Origin of the sequence: Microbacterium sp. NPDC080005, assembly GCF_040702445.1 — a bacterium.
Classification (GTDB): domain Bacteria; phylum Actinomycetota; class Actinomycetes; order Actinomycetales; family Microbacteriaceae; genus Microbacterium; species Microbacterium oleivorans_D.
The window spans coordinates 654,264-677,170 of record NZ_JBFBLD010000001.1; the positions used below are offsets into that span (position 1 = coordinate 654,264).

19 protein-coding genes are annotated in these 22,907 nt (G+C 71.3%); 12 read left to right on the forward strand and 7 right to left on the reverse strand.

Features of this window, described 5'->3' with window-relative positions:
• The first annotated feature begins 40 nt into the window (after positions 1–40).
• The 3 genes from AB0259_RS03095 to AB0259_RS03105 are packed head-to-tail and all read left to right on the forward strand — an operon-like array spanning position 41 to position 2,909.
• Positions 41–499, forward strand: a complete 459-nt coding sequence (locus AB0259_RS03095) for an FMN-binding protein (protein ID WP_366220687.1) — start codon at positions 41–43, stop codon at positions 497–499.
• Positions 496–1,359 (forward strand): FAD:protein FMN transferase, encoded by an 864-nt coding sequence (locus AB0259_RS03100; RefSeq protein ID WP_366220685.1) that lies wholly within the window; start codon positions 496–498, stop codon positions 1,357–1,359. Before AB0259_RS03095 ends, AB0259_RS03100 begins: the two co-directional genes overlap by 4 nt.
• Positions 1,356–2,909, forward strand: a complete 1,554-nt coding sequence (locus AB0259_RS03105) for a flavodoxin reductase (RefSeq protein ID WP_366220684.1) — start codon at positions 1,356–1,358, stop codon at positions 2,907–2,909. Before AB0259_RS03100 ends, AB0259_RS03105 begins: the two co-directional genes overlap by 4 nt.
• Here AB0259_RS03105 and AB0259_RS03110 read toward each other — a convergent pair.
• Genes AB0259_RS03110 through gndA form a run of 4 tightly spaced genes read right to left on the reverse strand, consistent with a single transcriptional unit; the run spans position 2,903 to position 7,206 of the window.
• Positions 2,903–4,366 carry an ATP-binding protein gene (locus tag AB0259_RS03110; RefSeq protein WP_366220683.1) on the reverse strand — a complete coding sequence of 488 codons (1,464 nt, stop codon included), beginning with the start codon at positions 4,364–4,366 and terminating at the stop codon, positions 2,903–2,905. The genes AB0259_RS03105 and AB0259_RS03110 overlap by 7 nt on opposite strands.
• Positions 4,363–5,088, reverse strand: a complete 726-nt coding sequence (locus tag AB0259_RS03115; protein ID WP_366220682.1) for a response regulator transcription factor — start codon at positions 5,086–5,088, stop codon at positions 4,363–4,365. The genes AB0259_RS03110 and AB0259_RS03115 overlap by 4 nt, the downstream gene beginning before the upstream one ends.
• Before the next feature lie 49 nt (positions 5,089–5,137).
• Positions 5,138–5,662: a VanZ family protein gene (locus tag AB0259_RS03120; protein ID WP_366220680.1), complete on the reverse strand. Its 525-nt coding sequence runs from the start codon at positions 5,660–5,662 to the stop codon at positions 5,138–5,140.
• Positions 5,617–7,206, reverse strand: coding sequence for an NADP-dependent phosphogluconate dehydrogenase (gene gndA, locus AB0259_RS03125; RefSeq protein ID WP_366220678.1), 1,590 nt, complete (start codon positions 7,204–7,206; stop codon positions 5,617–5,619). Before gndA ends, AB0259_RS03120 begins: the two co-directional genes overlap by 46 nt.
• Before the next feature lie 475 nt (positions 7,207–7,681).
• Between gndA and AB0259_RS03130 the strand changes: the two genes are divergently transcribed.
• The 3 genes from AB0259_RS03130 to mfd all read left to right on the forward strand — a co-directional run bounded on the left by AB0259_RS03130 (position 7,682) and on the right by mfd (position 12,610).
• Positions 7,682–8,314 (forward strand): 50S ribosomal protein L25/general stress protein Ctc, encoded by a 633-nt coding sequence (locus AB0259_RS03130; protein ID WP_366220677.1) that lies wholly within the window; start codon positions 7,682–7,684, stop codon positions 8,312–8,314.
• 66 nt (positions 8,315–8,380) lie between these two features.
• On the forward strand, positions 8,381–8,965 hold the full coding sequence (pth, locus tag AB0259_RS03135) for an aminoacyl-tRNA hydrolase (RefSeq protein ID WP_366220675.1): 585 nt from the start codon (positions 8,381–8,383) through the stop codon (positions 8,963–8,965).
• A gap of 54 nt (positions 8,966–9,019) precedes the next feature.
• Positions 9,020–12,610, forward strand: coding sequence for a transcription-repair coupling factor (gene mfd / locus AB0259_RS03140; RefSeq protein ID WP_366220673.1), 3,591 nt, complete (start codon positions 9,020–9,022; stop codon positions 12,608–12,610).
• Between the two features lie 64 nt (positions 12,611–12,674).
• Here the strand turns inward: mfd and AB0259_RS03145 are convergent, their stop codons facing one another.
• Together AB0259_RS03145 and AB0259_RS03150 are read right to left on the reverse strand one after the other, a co-directional pair.
• Entirely contained in the window at positions 12,675–15,347 is a 2,673-nt protein-coding gene (locus tag AB0259_RS03145; RefSeq protein WP_251580099.1) for a phosphoenolpyruvate carboxylase, read from the reverse strand.
• 68 nt (positions 15,348–15,415) lie between these two features.
• Positions 15,416–16,852, reverse strand: a complete 1,437-nt coding sequence (locus AB0259_RS03150) for a basic amino acid/polyamine antiporter (protein ID WP_366220672.1) — start codon at positions 16,850–16,852, stop codon at positions 15,416–15,418.
• A gap of 84 nt (positions 16,853–16,936) precedes the next feature.
• Here AB0259_RS03150 and AB0259_RS03155 point away from each other — a divergent pair, with 84 nt between their 5' ends.
• The 4 genes from AB0259_RS03155 to AB0259_RS03170 all read left to right on the forward strand — a co-directional run bounded on the left by AB0259_RS03155 (position 16,937) and on the right by AB0259_RS03170 (position 20,331).
• Positions 16,937–17,590, forward strand: coding sequence for a MazG family protein (locus AB0259_RS03155; protein WP_366220671.1), 654 nt, complete (start codon positions 16,937–16,939; stop codon positions 17,588–17,590).
• Positions 17,591–17,662: 72 nt separating this feature from the next.
• Positions 17,663–18,919, forward strand: a complete 1,257-nt coding sequence (locus AB0259_RS03160) for an ATP phosphoribosyltransferase regulatory subunit (protein ID WP_366221396.1) — start codon at positions 17,663–17,665, stop codon at positions 18,917–18,919.
• A gap of 32 nt (positions 18,920–18,951) precedes the next feature.
• On the forward strand, positions 18,952–19,404 hold the full coding sequence (locus AB0259_RS03165; RefSeq protein WP_366220670.1) for a YdeI/OmpD-associated family protein: 453 nt from the start codon (positions 18,952–18,954) through the stop codon (positions 19,402–19,404).
• Between the two features lie 57 nt (positions 19,405–19,461).
• Positions 19,462–20,331 carry an SGNH/GDSL hydrolase family protein gene (locus tag AB0259_RS03170; protein ID WP_366220668.1) on the forward strand — a complete coding sequence of 290 codons (870 nt, stop codon included), beginning with the start codon at positions 19,462–19,464 and terminating at the stop codon, positions 20,329–20,331.
• On the opposite strand, the gene AB0259_RS03175 is transcribed toward AB0259_RS03170, so the two are convergent.
• Positions 20,240–21,487, reverse strand: coding sequence for an APC family permease (locus tag AB0259_RS03175; RefSeq protein ID WP_366220667.1), 1,248 nt, complete (start codon positions 21,485–21,487; stop codon positions 20,240–20,242). The genes AB0259_RS03170 and AB0259_RS03175 overlap by 92 nt on opposite strands.
• Before the next feature lie 63 nt (positions 21,488–21,550).
• Between AB0259_RS03175 and AB0259_RS03180 the strand changes: the two genes are divergently transcribed.
• Together AB0259_RS03180 and AB0259_RS03185 are read left to right on the forward strand one after the other, a co-directional pair.
• A complete protein-coding gene (locus AB0259_RS03180; protein ID WP_251580115.1) occupies positions 21,551–21,907 on the forward strand; it encodes a GntR family transcriptional regulator in 357 nt (118 codons plus the stop codon).
• The gene (locus tag AB0259_RS03185; RefSeq protein WP_366220665.1) at positions 21,897–22,907 is read left to right on the forward strand and encodes a DUF1648 domain-containing protein; all 1,011 of its coding nucleotides are present in this window, start codon (positions 21,897–21,899) and stop codon (positions 22,905–22,907) included. Before AB0259_RS03180 ends, AB0259_RS03185 begins: the two co-directional genes overlap by 11 nt.

The following is a 22,907-nucleotide window of genomic DNA, read 5'->3' on the forward strand; positions in this document are numbered from 1 at the left end:
CGCCCCCGACCGGGCGGGCACGACAGAAGGAGGACCTCTCATGATCCGCACCACCGCCGTACCCCGACCGATTCGCGTCGGCGCCGCCGCCGCCTCCGTTGCGGGGCTCGCCCTGCTCGCCGGGTGCGCCGGCCAGACGACGACCGGCGGCGGCGAGTCGTCGCAGCCGTCGGCGGATGCCGGCAGTGGTTCGTCCTCGGGGACCTACGAGGACGGCACGTACACCGCCGAGGGCTCGTATCAGACCCCCGAGACCGTCGAGACGATCAGCGTCACGCTGACGCTCGAATCGAACGTCGTCACGGCCGTCGAGGTGACCGGCGATCCGCAGGCGCGGGAGAGCGAGCAGTACCAGAGCGAGTTCATCGGCGGCATCCAGGACGAGGTCGTCGGCAAGAACCTCGACGACCTGTCCGTCGATCGGGTGGGCGGATCGTCCCTGACCAGCGGCGGGTTCAACGCAGCGGTCGCCGAGATCCGGACCGAAGCCGCGTCATGATCACGGCCGGCCCGCTCGTCCACACCTGGACGTTCGAGGCGATCGGCACCGTCTGGCGGATCGAGACCGCCGACCCCCTGGACGATGGCGTCCGTGACGAGATCACGGACGCCATCGCCGCGTTCGATCGCGAGTGGTCGCGGTTCCGCTCGGACTCCCTGGTCGCACGGCTGGGGGAGCGCGGAGGCGAGGTCGCCGCACCCGCCGACACCACCGCGATGCTGGATCTCTACGACGCCCTCGACACCGCGACCGGTGGTGCGGTGAACCCGCTCGTCGGAGAGAGCATCGCCCGCCGCGGGTACGACGCGGCGTACTCGCTGACCGATCGGGGCGCCCTGGCCGCTCCGCGGGAGTGGCGCGGCCTCCTGAGCTGGTCGGACGGCATCCTGCGTCTGACCGCACCCGCGGTCATCGACGTCGGCGCCCTCGGCAAGGGGCGGCTCGCCGATGTCGTCCTCGCTCGCGTGCCCGGCGCGGCGGTGGTGGATGCCGGCGGTGACGTCGCGATCCGGGGCGTCACTCAGCGGATCGCCCTCGAGCACCCGTACGACGCGTCCCGTGCCATCGGTGTCTGGACGGTGACAGATGCCGCGCTCTGCGCGTCCGCGGTCAACCGGCGCGCGTGGGGTGACGGTCTCCACCACGTGCTCGACGCGCGCACGGGCGAACCGGTGCGCGCCTACGCGGCGACGTGGGCGGTGGCATCCGACGCCATGACGGCGGATGCGGTCGCGACGGCCTTGTTCTTCGACGGCGGCCCGCAGCTGGCCGCAGAATGGGGAGTCGCCTGGGTGCGCATGCGCACCGACGGCTCCGTCGAATGGTCCCCCCGATGCGAAGCGGAGTTGTTCTCGTGATCACGTCCCTCAATGCCGCATGGAGCCGTGCCTTCGGCGTCCTCGGCCGGCTGTCCATGTACCGTCTCGTGCTCCTCGCGCTCGCGGCGCTGGCCTTGATCACCTTCGCCCTCTCGCTCGGCGGCGGGGTCTCGGTCACCCCCGTGGAGTTCCTCGCCACGCTCGCCGTCCTGGTTGTCGCCATCGCCCTCGTCGACGCGGTCGCCCAGCGGATCGTCCGGCGCTCCTGGCGCATCGAGTCCGCGCTCATCACCGCATTGATCCTCGTGTTCGTGCTGCGCCCGACGCTCGAGCCCCTTCCGCTGATCGGTGTCGCCGTCGCGGGGGCACTCGCCTCTGCATCCAAGTACCTCCTGGCCTGGCAGGGACGGCACATCTTCAACCCCGCCGCCGTGGGGGCGACGGCCCTCACGATCCTCAGCATCTGGGCGCCGGACCTCGGCGCGGCGGCGTGGTGGGTCGGCACTCCGATCCTGGCGCTGCCCGTGCTGCTCCTCGGACTCGTCGTGCTGGTGCGCACCGAGAAGGTCCGCGTCGTGGGGCTCTTCCTCCTCGTCGCGATCGCCGTCGCGCTCGTGCGCACCATCGTGCAGGCGCAGTCGGCAGGGTTCGCTCTCGACCCCGGCATGACGTTCTCGGCGGTCGTGCTGTCGTCGCCGTTCCTGTTCCTCGGCGCCTTCATGCTGTCCGAGCCGCTCACGCTCCCGCCGCGCCGCTGGCAGCAGTTCGTCGTGGCCGCAGTCGTCGGCGTGCTGGCGGGTTGGCCGATCTCGCTCGGCGAGATCACGCTCGGCCAGGAGCGCGCCCTGCTGGTCGGCAACCTCGTCGCCTTCGTGTTCGCGATGCGCACTGCTGTGCGCCTGACGATCGTCGAGCGCACGCCCCTCACTCCGAGCGTCCGCGAGTACAGCTTCCGAGCGGAACGCCCGGTGCGATTCGCCCCCGGGCAGTACCTCGAGCTCGAGGTGCCTCACGCGCACCCCGACTCCCGCGGGACGCGCCGCGAGTTCAGCATCCTCTCCTCTCCGGCCGAGCTGCCGCTGGTCAAGATCGCCATGCGCGAGGGATCGCAGTCGAGTTACAAGAAGGCGCTCGCCACGGTCGAACCCGGCGACGAGTTGGCCATCACGGGGATCTGGGGCGACTTCGTCCTGCCGCGCCGTGCCGACGCCCCGGTGCTGATGGTCGCCGCCGGGATCGGTGTGACGCCGTTCGTCTCGCACCTGCGCCACCTCCGGCTGACGCAGGACCGCCGGGACGTCGTCTTCGTGTACGTCGCGTCGGGCAGTGAGGAGCTCGCGTTCCGCGACGATCTCGAGGCCGCCGGCATCCCGGTCATCGTCGTCACCCGTGACGAGCCCGAGGACCTCCCCGCAGGCTGGGTCTGGGCCGGCGGTGCGCGCCTCGACGCCGACGGGCTGCTGCGCCTCGTGCCCGACATCGCCCGGCGTCACGCCTACGTCTCCGGGCCGCCCGCGCTGATCGCGACCCTCACTCCCGCCCTCGAGAGGGCGAAGTCCCTCACGACGGACGCGTTCAGCGGCTACTGAGCGGGGGAGTCGGGCCGGGCGGGCATCCGGACCTCGAAGGTCGTCGCGCCCGGCTCGGACGTCACCGAGATGCGCCCGCCGTGACCCTCCACGATCGCCTTCACGATCGAGAGGCCGAGACCCGTGCCGCCGGTCTGCCGGGCGCGGGACGAATCGGCGCGGCTGAACCGCTCGAACAGCTCGTCGACGACGGAGGGGTCGATGCCGGGTCCGTCGTCGTGGACGCGCAGGACCGCGTCGCCGTCCTCGGTCGCCACGGTCGCCGTCACGCGCGTACCGGCGGGGGTGTGCACACGGGCGTTCGTGAGCAGGTTCGCGGCGACCTGATGCAGTCGGCCGGCGTCGCCGGCGACGATGACGGGCTCGTCGGGGACCTCGAGCACCCAGTCGTGGTCCGTTCCCGCGACACGCGCATCGGAGACGGCCTCCACGGCGAGGCGGCTGAGGTCCACCGCGCTGTAGACGAGCTCGGTGCCTTCGTCGAGTCGTGCCAGCAGGAGCAGGTCCTCCACGAGCGCCGTCATCCGCAGGGACTGCGCCTGGATCCGTTCGAGCGACTCGCGAGTCGTCTCGGCGACTGCTCCGGCGGTTGCGCCGCCGCCGGCCTCGGCCTGACGGATGCCGCGCAGCGAGAGCTCCGAGTAGCCGCGGATGGACGCCAGGGGCGTGCGCAGCTCATGGCTCGCGTCGGCGACGAATGCGCGCATCCGCTCCTCGTTGCGCTGTCGCGCGGCCAGGGAGGTCTCGACATGGTCGAGCAGGGTGTTGAGTGCGTGCCCCACCTGGCCGACCTCGGTGTGGGTGTCGGTGTCCTCTTCGGGGACTCGCTCGCTGATCGTGACGGCACCCTCCGCGAGGGGCTGCGCCGCGACCCGCGAGGCCGTCGACGCCACGGATCGCAGCGGTGCGAGGGCGCTGCGGATGAGGAGCGCGATGACCGCGGCGAGGACGAGGAGGCCGCCCGTGGTCAGGAGGGCGACGGTGGTGACGATGCGCGCACTCACACTCGTGACCTCGGAGGTCGGGAGGCCGATGATGCTCGAGTAAGGACCGATGCGCAGTCGGTAGTCGCCGAGGCCGGCGATCGTCGCGTCCGCCCAGCTGTTGCCGTCCGGCGCGCTGACCTGGATCTTGCGGGTGTCGAGTGTGCGCACATCGCCGTCGCCGTCGACGTAGGCCGCCGTGGGGCCGGCGAGGTTGTTGACGACGAGCAGTGTGCCCCGCTCCTGACGACTCGCACCCAGGATCTGGTCCGCGCGGTGGTTGTAGTCGAGCGCGATCGTGTCCTGCACCCGCGTGACCTTCGCGTCGAGGTTCTCGCGGAGGATGGACTCGAGCACCGTCCCCGTGCCGAGGCCGACGGTGATGAGGATGACGGACACGAACGAGACGACCGCCGTGATCAGCCGCGCCTGCAGGCTCCAGCGGTGCCGTCGACGACGGGGGGTCGTGCTCACTGGCTCGCTTTGATCATGTAGCCCACACCGCGGACCGTGTGGATGAGCGGCTCCTTGCCGGCGTCGATCTTCTTGCGCAGGTAGGAGATGTACAGCTCCACGACGCTCGATCGGCCGCCGAAGTCGTAGTTCCAGACGCGGTCCAGGATCTGCGCCTTGGACAGCACGCGGCGCTGGTTGCGCATGAGGTAGCGCAGCAGCTCGAACTCCGTGGCGGTGAGCTCGATCTCGTCGTCGCCCCGGAAGACCTCGTGCGAGTCCTCGTTGAGCGTGAGGTCGCCCACCCGCAGGATCGGGTCGGCGGCACCGGCGGATGCTCCGGCGCGGCGCATGAGCCCGCGCAGACGTGCGACGACCTCCTCCAGGCTGAACGGCTTCGTGACGTAGTCGTCGCCGCCCGCGGTGAGCCCGGCGACCCGGTCGCTCACGGAGTCCTTCGCGGTGAGGAAGAGCACCGGGACGTCGTCGCCCCCCTGGCGCAGACGCTGCAGCACCGCCATCCCGTCGAGGTCCGGCATCATGATGTCCAGGACCATCGCGTCGGGGGCGAAGTCTCGCGCGGCCGTGAGCGCATCGAAGCCCGACGCGGCGGTCCGCACCTCCCAGCCCTCCATGCGCAACGCCATCGAGAGCAGGTCGGTCAGCATCTGCTCGTCATCGACGACGAGGACGCGCAGGGGGGAGCCGTCGGGGCGCTGGAGGAGGGGGGCTGGCATGGTCATGATTCCATTCTCATGACCTTCCTATGACCGCGCTATGTCCCCGCTTCGGTCATGCTCGGTATTCCTGCTGCCGCCGTGGATGCGGGGGAGAGAGCAAGAACGCCAGCAGCAGCATGAGGCACATCCCGACGACCGAGCCCAGCGTGTTGGCGATCACGTCGCGGACATCGGCGACCCGGCTGTCGAGCAGGAGCGCCTGCAGGGTCTCGATGGCCGCACTGGCGAGCGCCCCGAGGATCGGCGCCGTCCACCACCCGCGCACCCCGAACCAGAGCACGGCGATCACGCCGAGGGGGACGAACATCGCGACGTTCGCACCGAACTCGACGCGGTCGAAGGTGATCCAGGCGGTGGACTGCCGCTGCGCGAACCACTCGAGCAGCCGGTTGAGACCGGACGCGATGTCGGACCCGTACGGCGCCGCGCGCAGCGTCATCCAGCCGACCATCCACGCGTAGAGCGCGGTCAGGATCGCCAGGACGATGCGCGCGGCGGCACGGTGGACGCGCAGCGCGGTGTCGCTGCGGCTCAGTGGGTGTCCTCCGCCTCGACCTCGCTGCGGTCGCCCGACCACAGGGTGTGGAAGGTGCCGTCCTTGTCGATGCGCTTGTAGGTGTGGGCGCCGAAGAAGTCGCGCTGCCCCTGGATGAGGGCGGCGGGCAGGCGCTCGGCGCGCAGGCCGTCGTAGTAGGCCAGCGAGGAGCTGAAGGCGGGCGAGGGGATGCCGGCGGCCGAGGAGATCCGCACGACCTCGCGCCATGCATCCTGCGTACGGCCGAGCGCCTCCACGAAGTACGGGGCGGTGAGGAGGACGGGGAGGTCCGCTTCGGCGTCGTACGCGTCGGCGATGCGGTTGAGGAACTGGGCGCGGATGATGCAGCCGCCGCGCCAGATCTTGCTCACGGCGCCGAGGTCGATGTTCCAGTCGTACTGGGCGGCGCCGGCGCGGATCTCGTCGAAGCCCTGGCTGTACGCCACGATCTTGGAGGCGTAGAGGGCGAGACGGACCTGCTCGATGAACGCGTCGGCGTCGTCGACGGTGAAGTCCTCGGGGGAGGGGCCGGGGAGGCCGCCCGCGACATCGCGCTGCTCGCGGTGGCTGGAGAGCGACCGGGCGAAGGTGGCTTCGGCGATGCCGGAGACGGGCACGCCCAGGTCGAGCGCGGTCTGCACCGTCCACGCGCCGGTGCCCTTGGCGCCGGCCTGGTCGACGATCACGTCGACGAGGGGCCGGCCGGTGGCGGCGTCCGTCTGGCGGAGCACCTCGGCGGTGATCTCGATGAGGTAGGACTCCAGCTCGCCCTTGTTCCACTCGGCGAAGATGTCCGCGATCTCCACGGGGGACTTTCCGGTGCCGCGGCGGATGAGGTCGTAGGCCTCGGCGATGAGCTGCATGTCGGCGTACTCGATGCCGTTGTGCACCATCTTGACGAAGTGTCCGGCACCGTCGTGCCCGATGTGCGTGACACACGGCTCGCCCTCGGCGACCGCGGCGATGGACTTCAGGATCGGGCCGAGGGTGACCCACGCCTCGTCGGGTCCGCCGGGCATGAGCGACGGGCCGTTGAGCGCACCCTCCTCGCCGCCGGAGACGCCCATGCCGACGAAGTTGTAGCCGGCCTCAGAGACGGCCTTCTCGCGGCGGATCGTGTCGGTGAACAGGCTGTTGCCGCCGTCGATGATGATGTCGCCCGGCTCGAACACGCGCATCAGCTCGTCGATGACCGCGTCGGTCGGCTTGCCGGCCTTGACCATGATGATCGCGGTGCGCGGCTTCTGCAGCGAGGCGGCGAACTCTTCGTACGTGAAGGCGGGGACGAACTCGGCCTCGGGGTGCGCCTCGATCAGCTCGTCGGTCTTCGACCGGGAGCGGTTGAACACGGCGACCGTGTTGCCCTCGCGCGAGGCGAGGTTGCGGGCCAGGTTCGACCCCATGACCGCGAGACCGACCACACCGATGTTCGCCGGACCCTCCGAAGCGTTCGTCGACGCCGCCTCGGGGTGGGTGGGACGTTCGACCTCTTCGGGCTGCGGCGCCCCCTCGTGCTGCAGCGTCGCCTCGTGCGGAGCCTGATCCTGATCCGTCGAGGGGCCGGTGGGAGAGGGGGTCGACGACATACGGGGCTCCAGGTCTACGTGAGGTGTGAGCGTGATTGGGGTGGGTGATGGGACCCTCCGGTCACTGTAATCGCTGGACCGGGAGGGGCGATCGCGTGTGACGCGTCAGTCCTTGTAGGCGCGGCCCATCGAGTAGAAGGCACCCACGAGGCACACGGCGGTCGCGGCACTCAGAGCTCCGACGAACCAGAGCAGTGCGTGCGACATCCATCCGTAGTCCATGGGTCCTCCGTGTCTCGGGGGTGAGGGGCTGAGATTCCATCGTATCCGTCGCGCTGATAGACTCGTCCCGAACTTCGGCGAGGGATGCAGCGCATCCGTGATCGACGCGGTGAAGCAGGCTTCGCGGCTTTCCTCACGCGCACGCGTTCGAGTCGAACCACAGACCACGTCTGGGCCGTATCGGCCCCGACTCTTGACGAGGCCGCACCGGCCCCGCACGACTGGGCCGTGATGGCCCGCAAGGAGAACACTCATGTCGACTGAGACCGACACCAAGGTCGTCGCCGAGCTGCGCGAGCAGTTCGGCAAGGGCTTCGCCCGCCGTCTGCGCGCCGCCGGCAAGATCCCCGCCGTCATCTACGGTCACGGCACCGATCCCGTGCACGTCGCGCTTCCCGGTCACCAGGTCTCGCTGCTCATCCGCCGCGCCAACGCGCTGCTCGAGCTCGAGATCGCCGGCAAGCAGCAGCTGACGCTGGTCAAGGACGTCCAGAAGGACCCCGTGCACCAGATCATCGAGCACATCGACCTCCTCGTCGTGAAGAAGGGCGAGAAGATCCAGGTCGACGTCCCCGTTTCCGTCGTGGGCGAGCCGTTCCCCGGCACGATCGCCAACCTCGAGAACACCACGGTGTCGCTCGAGGTCGAGGCGACCCACATCCCGCAGAACATCGAGGTCTCGGTCGAGGGCCTCGAAGACGGCACGCACATCACGGCCGGCGAGCTGACGCTGCCCCGTGGCGCCACGCTCGTGACGGAGGCCGACACCCTCGTCATCGGTGTCGCGCTGCCGCCGGCTCCCGTCGAGGACGAGGCGGAGGAGTCCGAGGAGGGCGCCGAGGCCGAGGCCGGCGAGGCACCTGCTGCCGAGGAATCCGCCGAGTAAGTCGGACACGATCGAAGCCCGTCGCCGCTGTCGCTGCGACGGGCTTCGTCGTCAGAAGGGACGGTCATGGCCGACACCTGGTTGATCGTGGGCCTCGGGAACCCCGGTCCGCGCTACGAACCGACGCGACACAACGTCGGGCAGATGGTCATCGACGAGCTCGCCCGGCGCCGCTCGGAGACACTGCGCTCGCACAAGGCCAACGCGCGCGTGGCCGAGACCTGGCTGCGCCCGGGCGGCCCGAAGCTGGTGCTCGCCAAGCCGAATTCGTTCATGAACGTGTCGGGCGGCCCGGTGTCGGCCTTGGCGCAGTTCTACGGCATCCCGGCGGAGCGCATCGTCATCGTGCACGACGAGCTCGACATCCCGTTCGACTCCCTGAAGCTGAAGGTGGGCGGCGGCCACGGCGGCCACAACGGCGTCCGCGACGTCGCGAAAGCGCTCGGCTCGCCGGACTTCCCGCGCGTGCGCGTGGGCATCGGCCGCCCGCCGGGACGACAGGATCCCGCGGATTGGGTGCTCGACCCCTTCGGCGCGGCGGAACGTGCGAACCTGCCGATCGCGATCGCCGATGCGGCGGATGCCGTGGAGCAGCTCGTCGAGGAGGGGCTCCTCGCCGCGCAGCAGCGCCATCACGCGCCGCGCACCTGACGCCCGCCCGCGCCGACCGGCGCCGGTGTCCGGCGCGCCGCGTAGACTTCCCCGGTGACAATTCCCGGGATCGTGCGCGCCCTCGAACAGGCTGACAGCTTCCGGGAGGCCCTCGACGGCGCCGACTCGGACGTCGACTTCTCGGCGGTGACCGGCCTCGACGCCCCGTTGCTCGCCGGGCTCCTCGAACGACGCGCCGCGTCGGGACGGCCTCCCGTGCTGCTCCTCGTCGCGCCCACCGGACGGCGTGCCGAGAGCATCGGCGCAGCCCTGCAGTGCCTGCTCCCCGACGCGGTCGTGCGGCATCTGCCGGCGTGGGAGACCCTGCCGCATGAACGCCTCAGCCCCAGCGCCGAAACCGTCGGGCGCCGGTTGAGCGTGCTCCGCGAGGCTGCCGACTGGGACGGTCGCACGCCTCTCGTGGTCACGGCATCCGTCCGCGGCGCCCTGCAGCCGATCGCGGCGGGACTGACGGATGCCGGTGTGGTCCGCCTCGAACTCGGGACCCGCGGTCAGGAGCTCGACGACGTCGTGCGCCGGCTCGTGGACCTCGCCTACCACCGCGTGGACATGGTCTCGCGGCGCGGGGAGTTCGCGGTGCGCGGCGGCATCCTCGACGTCTTCCCGCCGGTCGCGGACCACCCCTACCGCGTGGACTTCTTCGGCGACGAGGTCGACCAGATCCGGGCCTTCTCCGTCGCCGACCAGCGGTCGCTCCCCGGAGATGTCCGTGACGTGACCCTCCTTCCGAGCCGCGAGCTGCTGCTGACCGAGGCGGTCCGCGAGCGCGCCGCCGCGCTGCGGGATCGGATGCCGGGACTCGGCACGATGCTCGAGAAGATGAGCCAGGGAATCCCGGTCGAGGGCATGGAGTCTCTCCTGCCCGCCGTGGCGGACGCCGTCCTTCCGCTCGTCGACTACCTCCCCGAGGGCGCCGCCGTCGCCGTCGTCGACCCCGAGCGCGCCGTCACCCGCGCGATGACCCTCGCCGAGACCAACCGTGAGTTCCTCGAGGCCGCGTGGAGCGCGGCGACCGCCGGAGCCGAGAGCCCCGTCGACCTCGGTGCGGGCGACTTCCTCACGCTCCCCGAACTGCGCGAAGCCGCCTCGTCCCGTCGAGGCGTCTGGTGGACGCTGAGCACGTTCGACTCTGGCGCCGCGGACGCGGCGGACGAGGGGCTCATCGACAGCACCGGTGCCGCCGTGCGGCTGCCCGCCGCCGCCGTCCCGTCCTTCCAGGGCAACGTCGACGGCGCCACCGCACACATCGCCGGGCTGCTGGGCGACGGCTGGCGGGTGGTGGTCGCGGCATCCGGCTCAGGTCTCGTCGAGCGCTCGCGCGATGTCCTCGCCGAACGCGGGCTGGCCGCACGCTCTGCCGACGCCCTCAGCCAGCCCCCTGAGACGGGGATCGCGGTGGCGACGGTCGCGACCCTCGAGGCGGGGTTCCTTTTCGCCGACGCGAAGCTCGCCGTCTTCACCGAGAGCGACTTCTACGGTCGGACCATCGGCGCGGACTCGCGTGTCGTCAAGAAGCTCGCGTCGCGCCGCCGCAACGTCGTGGACCCGCTGCAGCTCAAGCCCGGCGACCACGTCGTCCACTCCACCCACGGCATCGGTCGGTTCGTGGAGCTCGTCCAGCGGGAGGTGTCCTCGGGCGGTCGCAACGCGGTCAAGAGCAAGCGCGAGTACCTGGTCCTCGAATACGCCCCCTCCAAACGCGGGCACCCCGGAGACAAGCTGTTCGTGCCGACCGACCAGCTCGACCTGCTCTCGCGCTACGTCGGCGGCGAGGCGCCGCAGCTGTCGAAGATGGGCGGGTCGGACTGGGCCGCCGCCAAGGGCAAGGCACGCCGGGCCGTCCGCGACATCGCGGTCGAGCTCGTCAAGCTGTACTCGGCGCGGATGGCCTCGAAGGGGTATGCGTTCGGGCCGGACACGCCGTGGCAGCGCGAGCTCGAAGAGGCGTTCCCGTTCGCGGAGACCCCCGACCAGCTGCAGACGATCGACGAGATCAAGGCCGACATGGAGAAGCCGATCCCGATGGACCGACTGCTCTCGGGCGACGTGGGCTTCGGCAAGACCGAGGTCGCCGTCCGCGCTGCGTTCAAGGCGATCCAGGAGGGCAAGCAGGTCGCGATGCTCGTGCCCACCACGCTCCTGTCCAAGCAGCACCTCGAGACGTTCACGGAGCGGTTCGCGGGCTTCCCCGTCAAGGTGCGGCCGCTGTCGCGGTTCCAGACCGCCAAGGAGGCGAAGGACACCATCGCCGGACTCGCCGACGGCACGGTGGACATGGTGATCGGCACCCACCGCATCCTCACCGAGAAGGTCGTGTTCAAGGACCTCGGTCTCATGATCATCGACGAGGAGCAGCGTTTCGGCGTGGAGCACAAGGACGCGCTGAAGAAGCTCAAGACCAACGTCGACATCCTGGCCATGAGCGCGACCCCCATTCCGCGGACGCTCGAGATGGCGGTCACGGGGATCCGTGAGATGTCGACGCTCGCGACGCCGCCTGAGGAGCGGCATCCGATCCTCACCTACGTCGGACCGCGCAGCGACAAGCAGATCGCGGCCGCCATCCGTCGTGAGCTGCTGCGCGAGGGGCAGGTCTTCTTCGTCCACAACCGGGTCTCGTCGATCCAGCGGGTCGCGGCGCAGCTCGCCGAGCTCGTCCCCGAGGCGCGCATCGTCGTCGCCCACGGGCAGATGGGCGAGCACGCCCTCGAGCAGGTCGTCGACGATTTCTGGGAGCGGCGGGCGGACGTCCTCGTCTCCACGACCATCATCGAGACGGGCCTCGACATCGCCAACGCGAACACGATCATCATCGACCGCGCGGACAAGTACGGTCTGTCTCAGCTGCACCAGTTGCGCGGTCGCGTCGGACGCGCCCGCGAGCGCGCCTACGCGTACTTCCTCTACGACGAGAACAAGCCTCTCAGCGAGACCGCGGCCGACCGTCTGGAGACGATCGCCGTCAACAACGATCTCGGGTCCGGCATGCAGGTCGCCCTCAAGGACCTCGAGATCCGCGGCGCGGGCAACCTCCTCGGCGCCGAGCAGGCGGGTCACATCGCCGGCGTCGGCTTCGACCTGTACCTCCGCATGATCGGCGAGGCGGTCGCGACCTTCCGCGGCGAGGACACTGAGGGTCCCACGGAGCTCCGCCTGGAGCTCCCGGTGCAGGCCCGCATCCCCGAGTCGTACATCGACAGCGAGCGGCTGCGCCTCGAGGCCTATCAGAAGCTCTCGGCCGCGGCATCCGTCACCGCGGCGGACGATGCCATCGACCTCGTCCTGGAGGAGCTCACCGACCGCTACGGCGCGCCGCCGGCCGAGGTCGACGGGCTCATCTCCATCGCACGGCTGCGGCGCCGCGCGGCGCAGTCGGGGCTGTCGGACGTCGTCGCGATGGGACCGAACCTCCGGATCGCCCCCGCGCACATCCCGGACTCCATCCGCGTGCGCCTGCAGCGTCTGCACCCCAAGGCGAAGGTCGTCTCCGGTGGCGAGGCGATGGTCGTCCCGCTGCCGGCCGCCGGCGGCGAAGCGCTCGCCGATGCGGACCTCATCGCGTGGACGGCGCAGCTCCTCGACCAGATCTTCCCGCTGCCGGTGCCGGTGACCCAGGACGCCTGAGCCGCACGGCAACGCCCCGGCGCTGCGACGCCGGGGCGGGACGCGTGTCAGCGGATGCCAGGGCTCAGCCCGTGTTCTGCAGTCCGGCTGCGACGCCCGAGACCGACAGCAGGAGGAGGCGCTGGAGGTCCGGATCGACCTGCCCGCCCGCCTGCGTCTCCCGGAGGCCGCGCAACGCGCGCAGTTGCAGCAGCGACAGCGCGTCGACGTAGGGGCTCCGCATCTTGACGGCGCGACCGAGCACCGGACGGTTCGAGAGCAGCTCGGTGCCGCCCGTGAGCGTCACCACCCATTGGCGGGTGAGGGCCATCTCCTCCCGGACGAGCGCGGCGAGATCGTCGCGGTCGCCGAGCTCGAGGTAGTGGCGTGCGATCCGGTCGTCGGTCTTGGCGAGACTCATGGCGACGTTGTCGATGAGAGTGCGGAACAGCGGCCACTCCTCGTAGGCACGGCGCAGGGTCGCTTCGTCCCCGACCGCCTCGAGCGCCGTGCCGAGCCCGAACCATCCGGCGAGGTTGATCCGTGCCTGCGTCCACGCGAACACCCACGGGATCGCCCGGAGGTCGGCGAGGGACTCGACCGACAGTCCGCGACGGGCGGGGCGCGAACCGAGCGCCAGGAGACCGATCTCCTCCATCGGCGTGACCTGGGCGAACCACGGTGCGAAACCGGGCGCCTTCACGAGGGAGAAGAACCGCTCGCGCGAGGCCGCGTCCATGGTCGCCGCGACCGAGGCGTACCGCTCGGCGGCGCTCCGGTTGCGGTCCTCGATGGAGGGAGCCGAGGCGAGCAGGGTCGCCGCGGCGACCTGGTCGATGTGCCGCATCGCGATGGCCGGGTCGCCGTAGCGGGCGAAGATGACCTCCCCCTGCTCGGTCAGCTTGAACCGGCCGTCGACGGAGTGGGGCGGCTGCGCCAGGATCGCGGAGTTGGCGGGTCCGCCGCCGCGCCCGAGCGCACCACCGCGACCGTGGAAGAGGGTCAGCTCGATCCCTTGCTCCACCGCCCACGCCGAGATCTTCGCCTGCGCCTCGTACAGGGCGAGGTTCGCCGCGACCGGGCCGACGTCCTTCGACGAGTCGGAGTAGCCCAGCATGACTTCCAGACGTCGGCCGGTCGCCTCGAGCCGCGACGCGAACGCCGGGTGGTCGACGATCTGCGCCAGGATGCCGGGGGCGGCCTGCAGATCGGCGAACGTCTCGAACAGCGGGATCACGTCGAGGACCGGGGGAGTGCCGTCGGGGCCGACCGCGTACCGCGCCAGGGTGTGGACGGCGGCGAGGTCGTCCGCGGACTGGGTGAAGGAGACGATGTAGCGGCCGGCGGCGCGCGGGCCGTAGCGGTCCTGCAGGAAGGCGATGGTGCGGAAGACTTCGAGCACCTCGTCCGTCAGCTCCGATCGCGATCCGCCCGCCTCGAGCTCGGCCAGCACCTTCGCGTGCACGGCCGAGTGCTGGCGCACCTCGAGTTCGGTGAGGTGGAAACCGAAGGTCTCGACCTGCCAGATGAGGTGCTGCAGGTGTCCGTACGCCTGACGGGGAGCGCGCGCCGCGACGAGGGAGTCCTGCAGGACGCGCAGGTCGGCGAGCAGGTGCTCGGGATCGCGATAGGCCAGGTCGGCGTTGCGGGTGCGCGTCGCGGCGATCTTGCGGGCGAGCAGCAGCATGATGCGCCGGTAGGGCTCGTTGGGGGAGCGCTTCGCGATCTCCGCTGCCGCCTCCTCGTCGGCATCCTTCAGCCGCTGCCAGAGGGACAAGAGTTCAGCGGTCGGCGGCGTCGACTCGGCGTCGAGGGTCAGCGTGCGCCCGACGCGGCCGGCGGTGCGCTCGAGACCGAGAAGGACGTGCTCGCTCGCGATCGCGGCGGCCTTTCGCGTGGTCTTCGCCGTCACGAACGGGTTGCCGTCGCGGTCGCCTCCCACCCAGGAGCCGATGCGCATGAACGGCCGCACGAGGGGCGCCCGGGACCCCGCATCCTCGCCCTGCAGGACGTCGTCGATGCGGCGGTAGACGTGGGGGATCGACGTGTAGAGGGTCTCGTCGAAGATCGCCATGACGGCGCGCACCTCGTCGGTGGGCGAGGGCTTCTCGGCGCGCAGCGGAGCGGTGCGCCACAGGGTGTCGACCTCCTCGAGCATGCGACGCTCGGCGCGACGTCGGTCGGGGCTCTCGGTCTCGGCGGCGTCGCGCTCGCGCAGGAGGTCGGCCAGGCGACGGATGCTGTTCGACACCGCACGGCGCCGCGCCTCGGTGGGGTGCGCCGTGAAGACGGGGTGGAAGCGCAGCCCCTGCAGACGGTCGAGCGCCGCCTCCCCTCCGATCTCGTCGGAGAGCCGACGGTACGCCGAGACGATCGAATCGCCGGCATCACTCGCGTCGCCGCGACCGCTGCGCTCGCGCAGCACCCGCACCCGCTGGTGTTCCTCGGCGAGGTTCACGAGGTGGAAGTAGCAGGTGAAGGCGCGGGCGACTTCCTCGGCGCGCTCGAGGGTGAACGCGTCCGCGATGGATGCTGCCCGCGCGAACGCCTCGGGCGTCGGGTCGGTGTAGGCCTGGATGGTCGCGACGCGGAGCCGTTCGACGTCCTCGAACAGGCCGGGCGAGCCGCTCTCGCGCAGCACGCGCCCGAGCAGCGCGCCGAGCGTGCGCACGTCGGCGCGCATCCGCTCGGGGATCTCCTGCTCGGCTTCATAGCGGCCGACGAGGTCGATGGCTTCGGTGGGGGTCGGTTCGTGCACCGTTTCACGTTAGCGAGGATTGCGAGCGACATTCTCCGCGTGACGGCGGATGCCGGCACTCGCCACCCTCACACGGCGATGACGCCCTGTGCGATGAGGACGACGGCGACCACGGCGCCGATCGTCGCCAGGGCGAACAGCGCCGCCTCGGGGGGTGTGAACACCCGCGCCCGCTGCTGGCGACGACCGATCACGAACAGGATCGTGCCGGGAACGATGATGACCAGGCACAGCAGCAGATAGGTCGCCCCCGCCGCCCACAGCAGGTACAGCGTGTAGAGCGTCGCGAGCACCGCGACGATCCCATCGCCGAGACGACCCCGGCGGCCGTCCTGCACGGCGAGCTTGAGTGCATACGCGGCGGAGAGGAAGAAGGGGATGAGCGCCAGCGCGCTCGTGAGCTCGAGGGCGGCGTCGAAGGCATTCTGCGCGAACAGGACGACCACGAGCATCGCCTGCGCGAGCAGCGACGACATGGTGAGTGCGCCGGTGGGGGTGTCCTTCGCGTTGGTGCGCCGCAGGAAGCGCGGCAGATCGCCCGCGCGGGCGGCGGACAGCAGCACCTCGGCGGCCATGAGGGTCCACGCCAGGTAGGCGCCGAGCACCGCGACCACGAGAGCGACTCCGATGAAGGCCGCACCCCATCCGCCGACCGCGGCCTCGAGCACGCCGCCCATCGAGGGCTGACGCAGCCCTGCGATCTCCTCCCGCGGGATCACGCCGTAGGAGACCACCGTGACCGAGGCGAACACGGCGAGCACGCTGAGGAAGCCGAGCACGGTGGCGCGTCCGACATCCGACCGGCGCCGCGCGTGCCGGGAGTTCACCGTCGCACCCTCGATGCCGATGAACACGAAGACCGTCACGAGCATCGTCGTCCGGATCTGCTCGCCGAGACCGGTCGCGGCGTCGCCCGACCAGTTCGCGGCGAACACCGCTGGATCGAAGACCGTCAGGCAGAGGACGACGAACACGACGATGGGCACCGTCTTCGCGATGGTGACGATGCGGTTGAGTGCCGCCGCCTCGCGCACGCCTCGGCGGATCAGGACGTAGAACAGCCAGATCCCGACCGACGAGATCACCACCGCGATCGGGGTGTTCCCTTCGCCGAGGGCGGGGAAGACCGCGCCGAGGGTGCCCGTGATGAAGACCCAGTAGAAGACGTTGCCCACGCAGGCGCTCGCCCAATAGCCGAAGGCGGCGAAGTAGCCGACGTAGTTTCCGAACCCCTCTTTCGCGTAGCTGAAGATGCCGGCGTCGAGGTCGGGGCGTCGCACCGCGAGACGCTGGAAGACGAGGGCGAGCATCAGCATCCCGCCGCCCGCGATCGCCCACGCGATGAGCGTGCCCGCGACGCCGGTCGACTCCGCGAAGGTCGCCGGGAGCGAGAAGACGCCGGCGCCGATCATGGATCCGACGACGAACGTGCTGAGGGTCAGCAGGGAGACGTGGGTCGCGCTCGCGGGCGCGGCGGGACCCTGTGCGGAGGTGGCGGGGGTCACCGTCCCACCCTATGCGCGCCGCCCGGACCGGACCGCCCGGTGTGCGGAACCGGAGCACCCGGCATCCCTCGTATCGTGTCCCTCATGACGGACCATGCCCGCGAATCCCACCGCGACCCCTTGCGGGAGGCCGTGGAGACCATGCACGCCGTGCGCGACCGCTGCGTGTGGACGCAGCAGATCGACCACGCCGACCTCGTGCCCTACCTGCAGGAGGAGGCGGCCGAACTCGTCGACGCCGTCGAGGCGGGCACCCGCGCGGACCTCAAGGAGGAGCTGGGCGACCTGCTGTGGCAGGTGCTCTTCCACGCCGAGATCGCCTCGCGTGACCAGACGGATCCCTTCGACATCGACGACGTCGCCGCGGCGCTCGCCGAGAAGATGGTGCGCCGGCATCCGCACGTGTTCGGCGACGCGGTCGCGACCACGCCCGAGGACGTGCTCGTCCACTGGAACGCCGCCAAGGCGGCCGAGAAGCGCACCCGCACGAGCGTCCTCGACGGGGTGTCGATGCACATGCCGTCGCTCGCTCTCGCGCAGAAGATGCTGGGCAAGGCCCGGCAGGTGGGAGTGGCGCCCGAGCCTCCGTCGACGCCCCCCGCCGACGAAGCCGGGCTCGGTGACGCGCTGCTCGCACTCGTCGTCCGGGCGCGCGAGGAGGGGTGGGATGCCGAACGCGCCCTCCGACAGCGGTTGCGCACGCTCGCCGGGGAGGTGCGTCAGGCGGAGTCCCGCTGATCGCGCGCGCCGGACCGGGGAGCGGTGTTCTGAGAGACTAGGACGGTGCCCTCCGTGAATCCGCCGCGCGGCATGCGCGATTTCCTCCCCGCAGACAAAGCCCGCCGCGAGCGGGTGCTCGCGGTCATCCGCGACCGTTACCGTGCGCACGGGTTCGACGAGATCGAGACCCCCGTCGTCGAGGATTACGAGCGGCTCCACGCGGGGATCGGCGGCGACAACGAGAAGCTCGCCTTCAACGTCCTGCGTCGCGGGCTCGACGCCGATGCCATCCGCGAGGCGGCGGAGGACCCCGCCGCGTTGTCGGACCTGGGTCTGCGGTACGACCTGACCGTTCCGCTCGCCCGCTTCTACGCCACCAACCGAGCGCAGCTGCCCGCGGTGTTCCGGGCCGTTCAGATCGCCCCGGTGTGGCGGGCGGAACGGCCCCAGAAGGGGCGTTACCGGCAGTTCGTCCAGTGCGACATCGACATCATCGGCGACGAGACCGCCCGCGCCGAGGTGGAGCTGCTCACCGCGAGCCTCGACGTGCTGGACGCGCTCGGCCTCGAGGGCGGCACGATCCGCATCAACGACCGTCGCGCCCTCGATGAGATGCTCGCCGCCTTCGGTTTCACCGCCGGTGACCGAGCCGGGGTCCTCATCACGATCGACAAGCTCGACAAGGTGGGACCGGTGGGCGTCGTCGCGGAGCTCCGCGACCGTGGCGCCGACCAGGGTGCGGTGGACGCGTTGGAGGCGTTCCTGAGCCGTCCGCAGACCCGCGAGTACCTCCCGTTCGGTGAGGCGCAGATCCGCAAGGCGCTTCCCGCAGGCGTGTCCGATGAGGTCGTCGCCCACCTCGTCGGCATCGGCGAGGCGGTCGCCGCCGCCCGGGGCACCGCAGAGGTACCGCTGCACTTCGATCCTTTCCTCGTGCGCGGCATGGGCTACTACACCGGCACCATCTACGAGCTCGCTCACCCGTCGGTCTCCTACTCGCTGGGTGGCGGTGGGCGCTACGACGGCATGATCGGGCGGTTCCTCGGTCAGGATGTCCCGGCGGTGGGGTTCTCGATCGGCTTCGAGCGGATCGTCGACCTGATCGGCGCCGGGGAGGATGCGGCATCCACCGCGGTCGTCCTCATCGCCGATCGCGACGTCCCGCTCGCGGAGTTGGCGGCGCACAAGGCCTTCTTCGTCGGGCAGGGTTCCCGCGTGCGCCTGGAGCAGCGGACCAAGAATCTCAAGGCGCTGCTGGAGCGGTCGGCGGCAGACGGCTACACCTCGTTCGGCACCGTGTCGACGGGCCTGTCGTCCGCCGCGATCGAGCTGCGCCCGCTCGGCTGACAGCCTGGGTCACGACTGCTAGCGTTCGGCGCATGACGCTGCATGTCCGTACGGTGCTGCCCGAGAACGGCCCCGCCACCGCGATCGAGTTAACCGACGAGCAGGTCGAGGCGCTCGGCGGGGGCAAGCGGGCGGCGGTCCGCGTGACGATCGCCGGGCGCACGGTGCGCCTGCGCCTCGGCGTCATGGGCGGGCGCAACCTCGTCGGCATGTCGAAGGCCGCGCGCGCCGAGCTCGGGGTCGAGATCGGCGACGAGGTCGACGCCACGATCGAGCTCGACACCGATGACCGCGAGGTGGAGGTGCCGGAGGAGCTCCTCACGGCCCTCGACGGCGAGCCGCAGGTGCGCGCCGCTTTCGACGCCCTCGCGCCGTCGCGTCGCAAGGAGATCGTGCGTTCCGTCGTCGACGCGAAGAAGGCGGAGACCCGCGAGAAGCGCATCGCCGCCGCGGTGGACTCCCTCCGGGCACCGGCCACGACCTGATCTCGGGCGTCACCCCCGCGTCGCCCGGTGTTCACCGGGTCGCGGTGGAATGCGCTCGTGCCACTCTCGTCCCGCATCCTCCTGCCTGTCGCTGCCGCCGCCGTCGGGGTCGCGGGCGCCATCGGTCTCGGCATCCGCGTCGGCCTCGCGCGCCAGGCGGCGATCGCCCGGCGCCGGATCGGCAAGCCGTTGGGGGAGACGGCCCCGTCGGCGGACCGCGTGTGGCGAGCCGGTCTCGGCGGCGCGCCCCTCGACCTTCTGATGCTCGGCGACTCCATCGCCGCCGGTCTCGGGGCCCAGCATCGCAAGGAGACCCTGGGTGGACGCCTCGCGAAGGGTCTGGCCGGAGAACTCGACCGTCCGGTGCGCCTGCGCACAGGGGCGGTCATCGGGGCGGAATCGGCCGACCTCGCCGGCCAGCTGGACGCGCTGCCGTCCGACTACCGTGCCGACGTCGCCGTGATCATCGTCGGTGGCAACGACGTGACGCATCGGGTGCCCGTGCCCGTCGCCGCCGGGCACCTGGCGGAGGCGATCCGCCGCTTGCGCGCCGACGGCACCGCCGTCGTCGTCGGCACGTGCCCGGACCTCGGCGCGCTCCGCGCCGTGCCGCAGCCGTTGCGGAGCATCGGTTCCCGGGTGTCTCAGCAGCTGGCCACGGCTCAGGCCGACCGCGCCCGCGCCGAGGGCGCGGGGGTCGTCTCCCTGCGGCGAGCCGTCGGGCCCTTCTTCCGCATCGATCCCGACGGCATGTTCAGCCTCGACCGCTTCCACCCGAGCGCTCTCGGCTACCGGCGGACCGCCGAGGCGCTCCTCCCGGTCGTCCGGGACGCGGTCACGGCCGGCGCCGGCGCCGGAGCACCCGGTACGCGAGGCCCAGCACCAGGACGCCGAGGCCGACCGGCACCGACGGCCACGGCAGGGTGACGACGAGCACGACGCATCCGATCCCGCCGACGATCTGCAGGAACCGCGGGTAGCGCCGCGCCTCGCCCCGCTGGCGGAAGGCGGCGAGGTTGGCGACCGCGTAGTAGATCAGGACCCCGAAGGACGAGAACCCGATCGCCCCGCGGATGTCGCCGAGCGCGACGATCGCGACGACGACGGCGACGACGGCGATCTCGGCGTTGCGAGGGACCTGCCAGCGTGCGTCGACGGCGGCGAGGGCGCCGGGCAGATCCCCCTCCCGAGCCATCGCGAAGGTGGTCCGGCCGACGCCGGCGATCAGAGCCAGGAGTGCACCGAGGGATGCCGCGGCCGCTCCGATCCGGACGATCGGGGTGGCGGCATCCCAGCCGGCGGCCTGGACGGTGGCCACCAGCGGGGCCGACGCGGCGGCGAGCCCGTCGGGACCGAGGGCATGAAGGGCGACCACGCCGATGACGGCGTAGACGACCAGGGCGCCGCAGAAGGCGAGGACGATTGCGCGGGGGATCGTGCGGGCGGGATCGCGCACCTCCTCGCCGAGGGTGGCGATGCGCGCGTAGCCCGCGAAGGCGAAGAACAGCAGTCCGGCCGACTGCAGGACGCCGAGCGGACCAGAGGCGAAGGCCCCCTCCCCCCAGAACGGCATCGGCGCGCTCGGAGCCGACGAGCCGGCCACCACCACGACCGCCAGAACGACCAGGACGACGGCCACCAGAACGCGTGCCACCTGCGCGGTCCGGGTGATGCCGAACAGATTCACGGCCCCGAGTGCCATCGCGGCGACCGCGGCGACCGGACGTTCCCATCCGGGCGGGGCGACGTACGCGGCGAAGGTCAGTGCCATGGCGGCGCAGCTGGCGGTCTTGCCGATCACGAAGCCCCACCCGGCGAGGAAACCCCACCACGGCCCGAGCTCGGCACGTCCGTAGGCGTAGACGCCTCCCGACGTCGGATGCACGGCGGCGAGCTGCGCCGTCGAAGTCGCGTTCCCGAAGGCGATGACGGCAGCGAGGGTCAGACCGACGAGAAGGCCGGAACCGGCGGCCTGCGCGGCCGGGGCGAAGGCCGCGAAGACGCCGGCGCCGATCATCGCCCCGAGTCCGATGACGACGGCATCGCCCAGCCCGAGTCGTCGCGACAGGCCGGGGGAGGACACGGCGAGAGCGTAGCGGACCTACGCGAATGGAGATGTTAGTTATAGTTGCGCTATAATTAACGCATGCTCATCCGTGTCGATCCTCAGAGCGCCGTTCCGCTGTTCACGCAGATCGCGGCGGCGGTGCGCGGCGAGATCACGTCCGGCCGGCTGGCGGCGGGAGAGCGGCTTCCCGCGGCGCGCGACGTCGCGGGCGCGCTCGAGGTCAACCTCCACACCGTGCTGCACGCCTACCAGGATCTCCGCGACGAGGGTCTCGTCGACCTGCGGCGCGGGCGAGGGGCGGTCGTCACCCCGGCAGGTGCGGCCCTCGGCGGGCTGCGCGCCGAGATCGCCGCGTTGGTCGACAAATCCCGGGCACTGGGCGTCTCGCCCGACACCCTGTCCGCTCTCGTCAAGGAGGCCGCTCGTGACCACTGACATCCACACCCTCGCCCGCCGACGGTTCACCCTCGTCGCTGTCCTGCTGCCTGCGCTCGTGACCGTCGTCGCGCTTGTCGCGCAGGTGCTGCTTCTGCCTCTGGTGCCGGACGTCGTCGCGACGCACTGGGGGTGGACCGGCACGCCCGACGGGTTCGCGCCCTCCTGGGCCGTGCCGTTGATGACGGCGCTCCTCGGCCTGGGGCTCCCCGCCCTCCTCTTCGCTGCCGCCATCGGGGGGCTCCGCCGCGGCGACCACGGCGCCTCCTACCGTCTGCTCGGCGCGGTCGCGTTCGGCCTCGCCGTGCTCATCGCCGCGCTGGGGGTCGCGACCCTCGGCATCCAGGTCGGACGGACCGACCCCGGGGTCCCCCTCCCCGTGCTGCTCCTGCCGGGCACCCTCCTCGCGGCCGCCGCGGCCGGTCTGGTCGGATGGGCGGTTCAACCCCGCCTGCCGTGGCGTCCCACCCCGAGGGCGACCGCCGCCCCCGTCCCCGTCCGCGCGGGGGAGCGCGTGGTCTGGATGCAGGGGGTCACCCTCGCGCGTGCCGGTGCCGTCGTGCTCGGGATCGCGTTCGTGATCGGATGCCTCGCCGTGCTGCCGGTGCTGTTCTTCGGCGACCCCGTCGCAGCGATCATCTCCGGCCTCGTCGTCGTGGTCCTGTTCGTCGTCGTCGCCACGACCCTGCGCTTCCACGTCCGCGTCGACGCGGAAGGTCTCACGGTCGTCTCCGCCGCGGGGTGGCCGCGCGTCCACATCCCGACCGAGGACGTCCTCTCGGCCGAGGTGGTCGAGGTCTCGCCCTTCGGTGAGTTCGGCGGGTGGGGCGTCCGCTGGTCCGGCGGCGGACGGCAGGGCGTCGTGCTGAGGGCGGGGGAAGGGATCCTCGTGCGCCGGCGCGACGGAGGCACCCTCACCGTCACCGTCGACGATGCCGCCGCCGCGGCGGGGCTGCTGACCACGTATGCCGCGTTGACGTCGGGGCGCCGGGGCGATTGA

What these genes read in the sequence shown, in the direction of transcription:
- AB0259_RS03180 (WP_251580115.1), top strand. Translation starts at nt 21,551, where the DNA reads ATGCTCATCCGTGTCGATCCTCAGAGCGCCGTTCCGCTGTTCACGCAG.
- AB0259_RS03095 (WP_366220687.1), top strand. Translation starts at nt 41, where the DNA reads ATGATCCGCACCACCGCCGTACCCCGACCGATTCGCGTCGGCGCCGCC.
- AB0259_RS03160 (WP_366221396.1), top strand. Translation starts at nt 17,663, where the DNA reads ATGCGCGATTTCCTCCCCGCAGACAAAGCCCGCCGCGAGCGGGTGCTC.
- gndA (WP_366220678.1), bottom strand. Translation starts at nt 7,206, where the DNA reads ATGTCGTCGACCCCCTCTCCCACCGGCCCCTCGACGGATCAGGATCAG.
- AB0259_RS03115 (WP_366220682.1), bottom strand. Translation starts at nt 5,088, where the DNA reads ATGACCATGCCAGCCCCCCTCCTCCAGCGCCCCGACGGCTCCCCCCTG.
- AB0259_RS03165 (WP_366220670.1), top strand. Translation starts at nt 18,952, where the DNA reads ATGACGCTGCATGTCCGTACGGTGCTGCCCGAGAACGGCCCCGCCACC.
- pth (WP_366220675.1), top strand. Translation starts at nt 8,381, where the DNA reads ATGGCCGACACCTGGTTGATCGTGGGCCTCGGGAACCCCGGTCCGCGC.
- AB0259_RS03100 (WP_366220685.1), top strand. Translation starts at nt 496, where the DNA reads ATGATCACGGCCGGCCCGCTCGTCCACACCTGGACGTTCGAGGCGATC.
- AB0259_RS03130 (WP_366220677.1), top strand. Translation starts at nt 7,682, where the DNA reads ATGTCGACTGAGACCGACACCAAGGTCGTCGCCGAGCTGCGCGAGCAG.
- AB0259_RS03155 (WP_366220671.1), top strand. Translation starts at nt 16,937, where the DNA reads ATGACGGACCATGCCCGCGAATCCCACCGCGACCCCTTGCGGGAGGCC.